Annotated in this window: 12 protein-coding genes; 3 read left to right on the forward strand and 9 right to left on the reverse strand. The window is 65.3% G+C overall.

Going from position 1 to position 13711, the window contains the following annotated elements; all coding sequences use genetic code 11:
- Positions 1–14: 14 nt before the first annotated feature.
- A complete protein-coding gene (locus IG122_RS09950) occupies positions 15–1043 on the reverse strand; it encodes an ABC transporter ATP-binding protein (RefSeq protein ID WP_404924381.1) in 1029 nt (342 codons plus the stop codon).
- Positions 1044–1389: 346 nt separating this feature from the next.
- On the opposite strand from IG122_RS09950, the gene IG122_RS09955 reads away from it, so the two are divergent.
- Complete coding sequence (locus IG122_RS09955) at positions 1390–2391, forward strand: DMT family transporter (RefSeq protein WP_226893471.1); 1002 nt, start codon at positions 1390–1392, stop codon at positions 2389–2391.
- 7 nt (positions 2392–2398) lie between these two features.
- On the opposite strand, the gene IG122_RS09960 is transcribed toward IG122_RS09955, so the two are convergent.
- The 4 genes from IG122_RS09960 to eutB all read right to left on the reverse strand — a co-directional run bounded on the left by IG122_RS09960 (position 2399) and on the right by eutB (position 6388).
- Positions 2399–3772 carry an aspartate aminotransferase family protein gene (locus tag IG122_RS09960; RefSeq protein WP_193183028.1) on the reverse strand — a complete coding sequence of 458 codons (1374 nt, stop codon included), beginning with the start codon at positions 3770–3772 and terminating at the stop codon, positions 2399–2401.
- A 118-nt stretch (positions 3773–3890) separates the two neighbouring features.
- Positions 3891–4370 (reverse strand): Lrp/AsnC family transcriptional regulator, encoded by a 480-nt coding sequence (locus IG122_RS09965; protein WP_193183030.1) that lies wholly within the window; start codon positions 4368–4370, stop codon positions 3891–3893.
- Between the two features lie 10 nt (positions 4371–4380).
- A complete protein-coding gene (locus IG122_RS09970) occupies positions 4381–5373 on the reverse strand; it encodes a cyclodeaminase (RefSeq protein ID WP_193183032.1) in 993 nt (330 codons plus the stop codon).
- On the reverse strand, positions 5366–6388 hold the full coding sequence (gene eutB / locus IG122_RS09975) for a hydroxyectoine utilization dehydratase EutB (RefSeq protein ID WP_319024855.1): 1023 nt from the start codon (positions 6386–6388) through the stop codon (positions 5366–5368). Before eutB ends, IG122_RS09970 begins: the two co-directional genes overlap by 8 nt.
- Before the next feature lie 148 nt (positions 6389–6536).
- Here eutB and doeA point away from each other — a divergent pair, with 148 nt between their 5' ends.
- Positions 6537–7736 carry an ectoine hydrolase DoeA gene (gene doeA, locus IG122_RS09980; protein ID WP_193183034.1) on the forward strand — a complete coding sequence of 400 codons (1200 nt, stop codon included), beginning with the start codon at positions 6537–6539 and terminating at the stop codon, positions 7734–7736.
- A 7-nt stretch (positions 7737–7743) separates the two neighbouring features.
- The gene (gene argE / locus IG122_RS09985; protein WP_193183035.1) at positions 7744–8907 is read left to right on the forward strand and encodes an acetylornithine deacetylase; all 1164 of its coding nucleotides are present in this window, start codon (positions 7744–7746) and stop codon (positions 8905–8907) included.
- A gap of 9 nt (positions 8908–8916) precedes the next feature.
- Here argE and IG122_RS09990 read toward each other — a convergent pair whose 3' ends face one another.
- Genes IG122_RS09990 through fdhF form a run of 4 tightly spaced genes read right to left on the reverse strand, consistent with a single transcriptional unit; the run spans position 8917 to position 13711 of the window.
- Entirely contained in the window at positions 8917–9801 is an 885-nt protein-coding gene (locus IG122_RS09990) for a LysR family transcriptional regulator (RefSeq protein WP_193183036.1), read from the reverse strand.
- Between the two features lie 22 nt (positions 9802–9823).
- Positions 9824–10036 carry a formate dehydrogenase subunit delta gene (locus IG122_RS09995; protein WP_193183037.1) on the reverse strand — a complete coding sequence of 71 codons (213 nt, stop codon included), beginning with the start codon at positions 10034–10036 and terminating at the stop codon, positions 9824–9826.
- Complete coding sequence (gene fdhD, locus IG122_RS10000) at positions 10033–10851, reverse strand: formate dehydrogenase accessory sulfurtransferase FdhD (RefSeq protein WP_193183038.1); 819 nt, start codon at positions 10849–10851, stop codon at positions 10033–10035. The genes IG122_RS09995 and fdhD overlap by 4 nt, the downstream gene beginning before the upstream one ends.
- Before the next feature lie 7 nt (positions 10852–10858).
- Complete coding sequence (gene fdhF / locus IG122_RS10005; protein ID WP_193183040.1) at positions 10859–13711, reverse strand: formate dehydrogenase subunit alpha; 2853 nt, start codon at positions 13709–13711, stop codon at positions 10859–10861.

Raw genomic sequence — 13711 nt, forward strand, 5'->3', positions numbered from 1 at the left:
CCTCTATTGATGTCCTACCGATCGGCGCCAAGCCGGTGCAGATCGCTAGAACGCCAAGACGCGGTGACGCTTTCGCCCACCCGGAAACCCTCGGCGAAGAACTGGGAATCCGGCAGGGAAACGGTGAAATCCTGAAGTTCGGGTGCATCGAGACGGAGTTTCGCCCAGAGCCCGAGATACTCGACGGCCGCGATCTTCGCCTCGACGCTCTGGCGGTCTTCCCCGGCCGGCGTTCCGGCGCGGGCAAGGCTGACCCTGTCGGCCCGGATCGCGACGGAACCTGCCGGATCGCCGCCGGCGATGGCACCGCTCATGACGTTGTGTCCGCCGATGAAACGGGCGACGAAGACACTGGCCGGCTTCTCGAACACCACGCGCGGCGGCGCCGCCTGCTCTATCCGTCCGTCATTCATCACCACGACCAGATCAGCCAGCGCCATCGCCTCCTCCTGGCTGTGGGTGACATGAATGAAGCTGATGCCAAGTTCGGACTGCAGACGCTTCAACTCCTCCCGCATGCGGATGCGAAGGAACGGGTCGAGCGCAGAAAGCGGCTCGTCGAGCAGAAGCACGTCCGGCTTGGTCACCAGCGCGCGGGCAAGCGCAACGCGCTGCTGCTGCCCCCCGGAGAGTTGAGACGGCAGGCGCCCCGCATGCTGGTCCATCTCGACCAGCGCCAGGTATTCCATCGCGGTCGCCCGTCGCTCCGCCTTTCCGACACCGCGCATCTTCAGGCTGAAGGCGACATTCTCGACGCAGCTCAGATGCGGGAAGAGCGCATAGCTCTGGAACATCATGGCGGTGCCGCGTTTCGCCGGCGGAAGGTCGGAGACATTGTCCCCGCCGATCAGCACGTCACCGTCGGAAACGCTCTCGTGTCCCGCGATCATGCGCAATGTCGTGGTCTTGCCGCAGCCCGACGGGCCGAGCAGGCAGCAATAGCTGCCGGCCGGGATCCTAACGTCGATCGCCTTGACGGCCTCGACGTCCCCATACCGCTTCGTCAGTCCGACCAGTTCGATTTCACCGCCTGTGCGCACCACGCCTTATCTCCCCGATCAGCGTTTTCTTGCTGCAGCGCAACATTACGTCATCAAACAGCAATATGCGTGCCACGCCATGGCGGCGCGAAACTCGCGAAAAAGCGGCGAAATCTGCGTTCAATGCCTATAAATTTTGCACTGCAGCGCTTGCCGCTGGTTAATTTCGCGCCAATCACCTTCGTTCGCCGTGCGCGTCGGTTCGTCTCCTTGCGGAACCACACTCATGGCGGTGATCTGATAGACAGCGTGCCGGCTGCGCCGCAAAATGGGATTCTTCCGACCGGTCATTGCGACGGCGCCGTATTCGCACCTTAGAAACCGGTAAGCCTTTTCAAGGACCCCGAAATTGGTCAGCGAGCCAGACAAGAAAACACCCGCCACCAACCCGCTATCCGATTTCGCAAACCGTCTGTCGCTCTTCGGCTCCCGCCTTCTGGAACCGGTTGCGGTTCCCTTCCGGGCCCTGCCCGGCAATGCGCGCGGCGCCATCTGGATCCTGATCGCCAGCTTCTTCTTCACCGTCATGGTCGCGCTGATCAAGTCGGTCGGCGACGATATCTCCGTGTTCCAGATCCTGCTCTTCCGTCAGATTGTGATGACCTGCACGGTGATGCCGATCCTTATCTCCGGCTTTCCCGAGATCCTGAAAACGCGCCATCTTCCACTGCATCTGGTCCGTGTGGCGCTTGCCGTCGTCGCCATGACCTGCGGCTTCACCGCCTTCATCCACCTACCGCTCGCCGAGGCCACGGCTCTCGGCTTCGCCAAGAGCCTCTTCGTCACGATCCTCGCCCTCATCATCCTGCGCGAGGTCGCGGGTCCGCGGCGCTGGATCGCCGTGCTGGTCGGCTTTGCCGGGGTGCTGATCATGGTCCAGCCGGGTCCGGCCGGGATCAACTTCTACTCGATCCTCGCAGTCACCGGCGCCGCCGCCGCCGCGGGCGTCATGGTGATCATCCGCAAGCTGTCCCGGCACGACCGCTCGGTCACGATCCTCAGCTATCAGGCGATCATGGTCGGCCTGCTGATGCTGGTTCCGACCGTCTATTACTGGGTCACGCCCACGCTGGAGCAATGGCTGATCATGGGCGCGATTGGCCTCTTTTCGGTGGTCGGCCAGCTCATGAACATTCAGGGATTCAAGGAGGGCGAAGCGTCGGCCGTGGCGCCGATGGACTATACCCGACTGATCTACGCCGCCCTCCTCGGCTTCATCGTCTTCGGAGAGGTCCCGGATCTCGACACCGTGCTGGGTGCCGCGCTGATCATCGGAACCTCGATCTATACCGTCCGCGCCGAGAAGCGGGCCGGCGAGCGCAGCCGAAAGGCAGAGCCCGCCGGACAGTAGCCTTCTCCTAGGAGCCGAGCCCCTTCTTCACCGCCTTCACCGCCGCGTCGACGATGATGTCCGCCTCGGCCCGCGTGAGGCAGAGCGGCGGGGCGAAGCCGATGACGTCGGAATGCGGCATGGCGCGGGCGATGACGCCCTCGCCGAGCAGCGCGTTCGCCACCGACCATCCGGCCTTCCTGGCCGGATCAAAGAAGCGCCTGTCGTCCTTGTCCTCGACCAGTTCGACCGCCGCGATCATGCCCTCGCCGCGCACCTCGCCGACATTCGGATGGCCGCCGAGCGCGTCCCTGAGAGCCGAGCTGAAATAGGCACCGGTCTCTCCGGCATTCGCGACCAGACCAAGAGAGTCGATCAGTTTCAGGTTGGCGACACCGGCCGCTGCCCCGATCGGATGGGCGGAATAGGTCCAGCCGTGCCCGATGGCACCGAACTCGTCCGTCCCCTGCTCCAGCACCTTCCAGACCTTGTCGGAGATGATCGAGCCGGAGAGCGGCGCGTAGGCCGAGGTCAGGCCCTTGGCGATCGAAATGATATCCGCCTCGATGCCATAATGGTCGGAGCCCATCATCGAGCCGAGACGGCCGAAGCCGGTGACCACCTCGTCGGCGATCAGCAGAATGTCGTGCTTCTTCAGGATCGGCTGGATCGCCTCCCAGTAACCGGGCGGCGGCGGTACGATCCCGCCGGTACCGAGCAGCGGCTCGCCGATGAAGGCGCCGATGGTGTCCGCACCCTCGCGCTCGATCAGCGCTTCCAGCTCGGCCGCGCAATGGGCGGTGAACTGCGCCTCGCTCATGCCCGGCTTTGCCTGGCGGTAATAGTAGGGCGCCTCGGTATGCAGCACCTGCGGCAGCGGCAGGTCGAACTGCTTGTGGAAGAGCTCGAGCCCGGTCAGCGAGCCGGTCATGAGCCCGGAGCCGTGATAGCCGCGCCAGCGCGAAATGATCTTCTTCTTCTCCGGCCGCCCGAGCACGTTGTTGTAATACCAGACCAGCTTGATGTTGGTCTCGTTCGCGTCCGAACCGCCAAGGCCGAAATAGACCTTGGACATGTTCTTCGGCGCCCGGTCGACGACCATCTTGGCAAGCGTGATCGAGGCCTCGGTGCCGTGCCCGACATAGGAATGGTAATAGGCCAGCTCTTGCGCCTGCGCGGCGATGGCGTCGGCGATCTCGGTGCGTCCGTAGCCGACATTCACGCAATAGAGCCCGGCGAAAGCATCCAGCAGCCGCTTGCCGTCCCGGTCCTCGATATAGACTCCGGAGCCGCCGGTGATCACCCGGGTCGGGGTCTCCCCGCGGGCATGCTGGGCGAGATGGGTCGAGGGATGAAAGAAGTTCTCCCGGTCCCACTGGGCGAGCTGGTCGTTGGTGAGCATGTCTGCTCCTTTCGAAAGCCTGTACTGAATGCTGAGCTGGTTTCGAAGGAGAGTATCGGGAGCGGCGGGAGAATGTCTGTCTGAATTGAGCAGGGACGGCAGAGAGATTTTCGCGCTATCAGCCGCCTGCCAGAAGGTCTATCGGGAGAGCGGCGGCGCCTTTCACCTCCTTTGTGACGACATAGGTGTAATAGCGCTTCACCCCGGCATCGCTCTCCAGCAGCCGGTCGATCAGGCGCTGGTAGCTCGCGACATTCCGGGTCACGACCTGGAGAAGGTAATCGAGCCCGCCGCCGAGCGCCCAGCAGGCGACAATCTCCCGCTCCGCGGTCACCTTCGCCTCGAAACGGGAGAAATCCTCGCTCCTGTGATTGTCGAGTTCGACGGTGACGAAGACCGCCATATGCTCCGCCAGCGCCTCGAGCGCGATGCGGGCGCCGTAGCCACGCACGATCCCGGCCGCTTCCAGCCGCTGCAGCCGTTCCCAGCAGGGCGTGTTGGAGAGATTGACCCGCTTCGCCAGCTCGGATTTCGAGATCCGCCCCTCCTCCTGCAGAATGGAAAGGATCTTCAGGTCGCGGGCGTCGAGTTTCAGCATGGGGCGGGCCTCAGGCGGAAATGACCGCGCCGGTCCCTGCCCGCGCCGCCAGCGCGACGGCATGGGTGGCGATGGCGGTATCCTGCGCTCCGGTCCCGGTCAAATCCACGAGGGTGATGTCGCCCGGAGCCTGACGTCCTTTCCCCTTGCCCGCGATCACCTCGCCGAGCTCCGCGAAGATCTGATCACTACCGGCGGAACCGGCCGCGATGGCGGCCCGGAGCTCACCCTGGATGCGGCACTGGGAAAGCCGGTCCGGAACATAGGTGGAGAGGCGGTCGAATGCCGCCGGATCGATCTCGACCTTGCCGGGCTGGTCGGAGCCCATGGCCGTGACATGCAGGCCCGCATGCAGCCAGTCCGCCTTCAGCAGCGGCTCCCGCGACGGTGTCGTGGTCACGACGAGCTGGCTCTCGGCGACCAGCGTCGCCGGATCCGCCTCCGCCCGCGCTTCGATACCGAGATTCGCCGAGAGATCGGCGGCGCAAGCCGCGGCCCGGTCCGGATCGCGTCCCCAGACCAGCACCCTTTCGAACGGACGGACCAAACGGGCCGCCTCGATCTGGAGCCGCGCCTGTACGCCGGTCCCGAAGACGCCGGCGGTATGAACTTCTTCCGGCGCGAGATGTCGCGCTGCGACGGCACCCGCCGCCGCGGTCCGGACATCCGTCAGGTAGCCGTTGTCGAGCAGCAGCGCCTCGACCAGACCGGTCTGCGCCGAAAACAGGATCATCAGACCGTTCAGGCTCGGCAGGCCGAGCTTCGGATTGTCGAAGAAGCCGGGGCTGACCTTGATCGCGAAGCCGTCGAAACCCGGGATATAGGCGGTCTTCACATCCACCTCGCCGTTCGCGGCCGGAATTTCCATGGAGAGGATCGGCGGCATGACGACCTCGCCCGAGGCGAGCGCCCGGAACGCGCTCTCGACCACGTCGACGGCCGCGAGATCGAGCTTCACCAGGTCCCGGAGATCGGCTTCGGTCAGGATCTTGATGTCAGGCATGATAGGGTCGCCCTTCGAGCGTGACGTCTCCGAGCCGCACGGACCGCCCGGCCATGATGTCGTGATGCATCGACATGTCGAGATTGCGTCCGGTCACGATCGTCGCCGCCGGGCCCGACAGCCGCGGCAGCTTGCCCGCGAGCAGGACCGCCGCGCCGACCGCGGAGCCGCCCTCGCAGACGATGCGATCCTCGTAATAGAACGCCTGCATCGCCCGGTAGATCTCCTCCTCAGTCACCAGGATGGCGTCGTCCAGCAGATCGCGGCACATCTTCAGGGTGAGCCGGTTGTCGGCCCCCAGCCCGCCGCCGAGCGAGTCCGCAAGGCTCGGCACCTCCTCGACGGAAACATTGCGCCCCGCCGCGAGCGATTCATACATCGCCGCGCCCCGGTCCATGGAAATTCCGACGACCCGGACAGACGGTTTCACCGCCTTGGCCGCCAGGGCGATCCCAGCGGCCAACCCCCCTCCGGAAAGCGGGACCAGAAGGGTTTCAAGGTCCGGGCGCGCTTCGAGAAGCTCCAGTCCGATCGTTCCCTGCCCGGCGATCACCAGTGGATCGTCGAAAGGCGGGATCTCCGCCAGCCCCTCTTCCTCGACCAGCCGCCGGCTTTCCTCCGCCGCTTCGTCCTGAGAACGCCCGACGATCCGCACCTCGGCGCCGAGCGCGCGGATCCCCTCGACCTTGGCCTCAGGCACCAGTTCGGACATGCAGACCACTGCCCGGAGACCGCGCGCCCTCGCCGCATAGGCGACGCCGCGCCCGTGATTGCCGGTCGAGCAGCAGGTGACGCCCGGACAGTCCGCAGGAAGCGCCGTGATCGCGTTCGCCGCGCCGCGGATCTTGAAGGCACCGATCGGCTGGGCAAGCTCCAGTTTCAGCAGGATCTCCGTCCCGGCCCGTGCCGAGAGGAAGGGCGACGGCACCAGCGGTGTTTCCAGCGCGATCCCGGCGATTGCGGCGCGGCCGGCTTCCACCGTCGCTTTCGAGAGTTCGCGGCGCCAATCGCTCACAGACAAATTTCCTTCCGAAGGGGACAAGTAATTGTGCTTTTTTCTTTTCAGCATCGGCCACATGTGGCGGCGATTGTCAAATTGACGATGTTGATGCTCAATCGCCGCAACTTCCTGATTTCGCAACGCCATCCATGGAATCACCGAAATGCCAGACGTAAAGCTGCCGTTTTCCCGCGATGAATATGCCGAGCGTCTTGCAAGGGTCCGTGTTGCCATGGAAAAGGCCGGGGTCGAGGTCCTGTTCGTTTCCGATCCCTCGAACATGGCCTGGCTGACCGGCTATGACGGCTGGTCCTTCTATGTCCATCAGGGCGTGATCGTCGGCCCCGAAGGCGAGCCGATCTTCTGGGGCCGCGGCATGGACGCCAAGGGCGCGATGCGCACCTGTTACATGAATGAGGACAATATCCGGGGCTACGCCGACGATTACGTCATGGCCTCCGACCGCCATGCGATGCAGGATCTCGCCAAGGTGCTCGCGGACCGCGGCTGGAACGCCAGGACCCTCGGCGTCGAAATGGAAAATTACTACTACTCCGCCCGCGCCCATTCCGTGTTGACCAAGCATCATGAGGGCGAAGTCGAGGACGCGACGGGTCTGGTGAACTGGCAGCGCGGTGTGAAATCGCCGACCGAGCTCAAATACATGCGCCGCGCGGCCCGCATCGTCGAGAAGATGCATGCCGCGATCTACGAGCTGATGCGCCCGGGTCTCAGGAAGAACGAGCTGGTGGCGGAGATCTACCGCACCGGCCTGATGGGCGGCGAGGACGAGGAAGGCAGCTTCGGCGGCGATTATCCGGCCATCGTGCCGTTGCTGCCGACAGGCAAGGACGCGAGCGCCGCGCACCTCACCTGGGACGATGCCGAGCTCGAGCCGAACGCCGCGACCTTCTTCGAGATCGCCGGCTGCTACCGCCACTATCACGCCCCGCTCTGCCGGACGATCCATCTCGGCCCGCCGCCGCTCGACATGCTGCGCGCGGAGGAAGTGGTGCTGGAAGGCATCACGGACGGGATCGAGGCGGCGCGGGCCGGCAACACGACCGGCGACATCGCCCGCGCCTTCTATGCGGTGCTGGAGAAGCACGGCGTGAAGCGCGAGGGCCGCTGCGGCTATCCGATCGGTCTCTCCTATCCGCCGGACTGGGGCGAGCGCACCATGTCGATCCGCCCGAGCGACACTTCCGTGCTGCAGCCGAACATGACCTTCCACTTCATGCCGGCGCTCTGGATGGACGACTGGGGGCTTGAGATCACCGAGACCATTCGCATCACCGAGGACGGCCCAGCCGAATGTCTCGCCAATGTCGAGCGCAAGCTCTTCGTGAAAGAGGACTCGTAGCCCGGCCATGCTGGCGACCCGCGAAGAGACCCTCTCGATCCTTGAGGACCTGATCGGCTTCCCGACCGTCTCCGCCGACAGCAATCTGGCGCTGATCGGCTATGCGGCAGACCGGCTCCGCGATCTCGGGGCGGAAGTGAAGGTCTATCGGGACGACAGCGGGGCCAAGGCGAACCTCTTCGCCACCATCGGCCCCGAGGTCGACGGCGGGATCGTGCTCTCCGGGCACAGCGACGTTGTCCCGGTCGCGGACCAGGACTGGTCGAGCGATCCCTTCGAAATGCGGATCGCGGATGGCAAAGCCTACGGACGCGGCACCTGCGACATGAAGGGCTACATCGCCGCCGCGCTCGCCATGGCGCCGCACTATGCCAGGGCAGACCTGAAGCGCCCCGTGCATTTCGCCTTCACCTATGACGAGGAGGTCGGCTGTCTCGGCGCGCAGGCGCTGATGCACGACCTCGCCCTGCTGCCTTTCCGGCCCGCCGTCTGCATTATCGGCGAGCCGACCGAGATGCGGATCATCGAGGGCCATAAGGGCTGCTGCGAATATACCGTCACCTTCACCGGTATGGAGGGCCACGGCTCGCAACCGGACCTCGGGGTCAACGCGGTCGAGTATGCCGTGCGCTACGTGACCCGGCTCATGGAACTGCGCGAGGCACTGAAGACGCGGGCACCGGAAGGCTCGCGCTTCGATCCGCCCTGGAGCACGCTGCAGATCGGCCGGCTCTCCGGCGGCGTCGCCCATAATGTGATCCCCGGCCTTGCGACACTGGACTGGGAGATGCGGCCGGTCGTGAAGGCCGACATGGATTTCGTGAAGGACGCGATCGCCGCCTATGTTCGCGACGACCTGCTACCCGCCATGCGGAAGGTCGCACCCTCCGCCGATATCGTCACCGACGTGATCGGCGAGGTCGACGGGCTGGAGCCGGTCCCGGAAAGCGAAGCGCTGCGCATCGTCGCCGAACTGACCGGCGCCAACGGCGCCGATCTCGTCGCGTTCGGGACCGAGGCCGGACTCTTTCAGCGGCTCGGAATCTCAACCGTGGTCTGCGGCCCCGGCTCCATTGAGCAGGCCCACAAGCCGGACGAGTTCATCGCCCTCGACCAGCTCGACCAGTGCCTGGCGATGCTTGGCAAGCTGTCGGCGAAACTGACCGCCTGAGCCAGTCGTTCAGCCGGCAAAACTCTCGGCGATGTCGCCAAGGGACGAAACCAGGATCGGCAACGGGTCACGGTCCTGCACGGCGAGACCGACGGTGTACTGCACAACCGGGTCCACCAGCTTGATCGCCTTCAACCCGCTCGCCGTCCCGATCGTTCGCTGGACGATCTCGGGCAGGACCGCAGCGAAACCGCCGTCCTGCACGTGGGCGCAGATGCTGATGATCGAATTGCTCTCGACCTCCGGAACCGCGACGCAGGAGGCCTGCCGGAAGGCTGCATCGACGATACGGCGGTTCTGCATGTCGCGGGTCAACAGGCAGAGCGGCTGCGATGCCGCCTCGGCCCAGGTGACGCTCTCGCGGCCGGCGAACGGATGCTCGCGGGCCACGAACAACCGGTAGGATTCCCGGTAAAGCGGCCAGGTCTTGCAGTCCTCCAGCGGCTCGTTGTCGAGATAGGTGATGCCGGCGTCGATCGAGTAATCCTCGAGCTGCCGGATGATCTCGTTCGAGGTGCGCGAGACGATGCTGAAGCCGACCTGTGGGTAGAGTTTGCGCAGCGGCCCGGTCAGGTCCGGCGTCATCGGCAGGGCCGAAGGGATCACGCCGAGGGTGATGGAGCCGCGCAGGTCTCCCGTCAGCGCCTCCAGCTCTTCGCGCATGCCCTCGCAATCCTCGACAATGCGCTTGGCCCAGCGAAGGACGCGCTGCCCCTCCTCCGTCAGGCCGTGATAGCGCTGGCCGCGCATCACGATAGACACACCGAGTTCCTGCTCAAGCTGACGGATCCGGCCGGAAAGGGTCGGCTGGGTGACGTTGCAGATCTCGGCCGCGCGGGTGAAATGTTCTTCCTGGGCGAGCGCGATGAGATAGCGGAGCTGACGTATATCCATCGGGAGGGGAATGCTCTCGGAATTAACTGGCAATCGCCTTTTCTACACCCTCTCGCGCAAGATCGGTCAAACCATCCGCATTTTTCTTGAGGCTATTCGCGATGCCCGCCCGCATCCGCGGATCCCAGAAGTCCCGGATATGCTGGGCGATCCGCGCCACCGCGTCGTCATGTCCGTAAGGCTTGAAGAAGTCCGCGATCTGGTTGGCCATGCGGATCAGTTCGTCGGAGTTCATGCTGCCGGCTCCTCGGCCCTGAGAGTGTCGAAGATCATCAGTTCGCCCTCGCTTGCGACGGCGAGGGTAAGTCCCGCCTCCTCGGCCGCCCGGAGCGACAGGCTCGTCGGGGCCGAGGCAGCAGCCACGAAGGGCACGCCGATCGCCGCCGCCTTCTGCACCATTTCGAAGCTGATCCGGCTGGAGAGCAGGATGAAACAGCGGGAGCGGTCGATATCCAGCCGTGCCGTCGCGCCGGCCAGCTTGTCCAGCGCGTTGTGGCGGCCGACATCCTCGCGGACGGAAAGGACCTCGCCTTCCGCCCCGCAAAGCGCCGCCGCGTGTGTCGAGCGGTTTTCGCGCCGCATTTCCTGCAGCGCCGGAAAGACCTCATAGGCGGCGAGCACCGCTTGGGTCCTCGGGAAATATCCATGCACTTTCGGCAGGGCCGGAACCGCCGCCGCGAGGGTCTGCGCGCCGCAGATACCGCAGCCGGCGCGGGACGGCAGGTTGCGCCGGCGCGCCTCCGCCCGGCCGGCATCGGCCCCGGAGACCCGGAGATTGATCACGTATCCGTCCGCCGCCCCGGCGACGGCGCACCGGCGCAAGTCGCCCGGATCGCGCACGATCCCCTCGTTGAGAGCGAAGCCGAGGGCGAAATCCTCGAGATCCGCCGGCGTCGCCATGACCACGGCGAAATGCGCGCCGTTGACCAGGACAGCGAGCGGAACCTCTTCCGCAACGGTCCAGCGCATCGGGCCGGGCCGGGAGCCGCCGCTAAGGGTGCCCCAGACAGGATGGGAGACCGCGGCCTGAGACCTTCCAGAATGCCTCACCCGCATGTCACTCCGCCGCCTCGATCTCGATCCGGTAGTTTTTCCGCCGTGCCTCCTCGTGCTCGTCCTGCCAGCCGGACGGACGGTTGGAGCGGCTTACCTGCACGGCCGTCACCTTGTATTCGGGGCAGTTGGTCGCCCAGTCGGAATTGTCCGTGGTGATCACGTTGGCGCCCGTCAGCGGGTGATGGAAAGTCGTGTAGACGACACCCTGGGGCATCCGGTCCGACACTTCGGCCCGGAGCGTAGTCGCGCCCATGCGACTCGCGAGCGAGACCATGTCGCCGTCCGCGATCCCGCGCTCCTCCGCGTCGAAGGGGTGGATCTCCAGGATATCCTCGCCGTGCCAGCGGTTGTTCTCGGTTCGCCGCGTCTGGGCGCCGACATTGTACTGGCTGAGGATCCGGCCGGTCGTCAGGATCAGCGGATACATCCGCGTGCTACGCTCGGTGGTCGGGACATATTCCGTCACCATGAACATGCCCTTGCCGCGCACGAAACCGTCCACATGCATGATCGGAGAGCCGTTCGGGAAGGCCTCGTTCACCGGCCATTGCAGCTGCTCGCCCGCATCGATCCGAGCGTGCGAGACACCGGCGAAGCTCGGCGTCAGCCGCGCGATCTCCCGCATGATCTCGTGGCTGCCCGCATAGGACATCGGGTAGCCCATGGCCGTCGCGAGACGGCAGACAGCTTCCCATTCGCTGAGGCCCGATTTCTCCTGCATCGCCGGACGCACCCGGTTGATGCGCCGCTCGGCATTGGTGAAAGTGCCGTCCTTCTCGAGGAAGGAGGTGCCCGGCAGGAAGACATGGGCGAAGGCCGCGGTCTCGTTCAGGAACAGGTCCTGCACGATCAGGCAGTCGAGCGCCTTCAGCGCCTCTTCCACATGCTGGGTGTTCGGGTCCGACTGGGCGATGTCCTCGCCCTGCACGAACATGCCCCGGAAGCTGCCGTCGATCGCGGCGGAGAACATGTTCGGGATGCGCAGACCGGGCTCGCTCAGCAGCGGCACACCCCAGTCGCCTTCGAAGAGGCTGCGCACCGCATCGTCGGCGACATGGCGGTAACCCGGGAACTCATGCGGGAAGGAGCCCATGTCGCAGGAACCCTGGACGTTGTTCTGGCCCCGGAGCGGGTTCACACCGACTCCCTCGCGCCCGATATTGCCGGTCGCCATGGCGAGATTGGCCATCGCCATGACCATGGTCGAGCCCTGGGAGTGCTCGGTAACGCCGAGGCCGTAGTAGATCGCCCCGTTGCCGCCCGAAGCGAAGAGCCGCGCGGCCTTGCGCAGCTCCTCCGCGGGGGCGCCGATGATCTCGGCGAGCGCCTCCGGGCTGTTGCGCTCCTCGGCGACGAACTTCGCCCAACGACGGTATTCCTCGACGTCGCATCGCTCGAGGACAAACTGCTCGTCCTCCAGTCCCTCGGTCACGATCACATGGGCAAGTGCGTTCATCACCGCGACATTTGTGCCGGGACGCAGCTGGATGTGATGTGCCGCCCTGATATGCGGGGACTCCACCAGATCGATCCGGCGCGGGTCGAGCACGATGATCTGCCCGCCTTCCCGGAGCCGCTTCTTCATCCTGCTGCCGAAGACCGGATGCGCATCGGTCGGGTTGGCGCCGATCAGCAGGATCACGTCGGACTTCTCGACCGACTTGAAGTTCTGCGTGCCTGCAGAGGTGCCGAAGGTGGTCTTGAGGCCGTAGCCGGTCGGCGAGTGGCAGACCCGGGCGCAGGTATCGACATTGTTGGTGCCGAAGGCGGCGCGGATCATCTTCTGCACGACATAGACTTCCTCGTTCGTGCAACGCGAGGAGGTGATGCCGCCGATGGAGCCCTTGCCGTATTTCGCCTGCACCGCCTTCAGCCTGTCGGCGGCGAAGGAGATCGCCTCGTCCCAGGAGACCTTGCGCCACGGATCGGTGATCCTCTCGCGGATCATCGGTTCGGTCTGGCGGTCCTTGTGAGTGGCGTAGCCGAAGGCGAAGCGGCCCTTCACACAGGAATGGCCCTCGTTCGCGCCGCCGTCCTTCCATGGCACCATGCGGACGACCTCGTCGCCCTGCATCTCGGCGCGGAAGGAGCATCCGACGCCGCAATAGGCGCAGGTGGTGACCACGCTGCGCGACGGGATGCCTTTCTCGACGACGGATTTCTCGACCAGCGTCGCGGTCGGGCAGGCCTGCACGCAGGCACCGCAGGAAACGCAGTCGGAGGAGAAGAAATCGTCGACGGCCGTGCCCGGCGAGACCCGGCTCTCGAAGCCGCGTCCGGAAATGGTCAGCGCGAAGGTACCCTGCACTTCCTCGCAGGCCCGCACGCAGCGGGAGCAGACGATGCATTTCGAGGGGTCGTACTGGAAGTAGGGATTGGAGACGTCCACCTCGGCTTTGCTCTCCGGCGCGAAATGGCTCTCGCCATCCATGCCGTAACGGACCTCGCGGAGGCCGACAGTGCCCGCCATGTCCTGCAATTCGCAATCGCCGTTTGTCGGGCAGGTCAGGCAGTCGAGCGGGTGGTCGGAGATATAGAGCTCCATGATCCCCTTGCGGATCCGCTCCAGCCGGGCGTTCTGGGTCGTCACCTTCATGCCCTCGGTGACCGGCGTGGTGCAGGAGGACGGGGTGCCGCGCACGCCCTCGATCTCCACCAGGCACATGCGGCAGGAGCCCCAGGCGTCAACCATGTCGGTGGCGCAGAGCTTCGGGATCGGCCGGTCTACCAGCGAGGCCGCGTACATCACCGAGCTGCCTTCGGGGACCGTGACCTCGGTACCGTCGATGAAGAGAGTGACCGGCTCGCCGTCGCCCGCAGGCGTGCCGTGATCGTGCTGCCTTTGATAGGTCAT

The organism is Nisaea sediminum (genome assembly GCF_014904705.1).
GTDB lineage: Bacteria > Pseudomonadota > Alphaproteobacteria > Thalassobaculales > Thalassobaculaceae > Nisaea > Nisaea sediminum.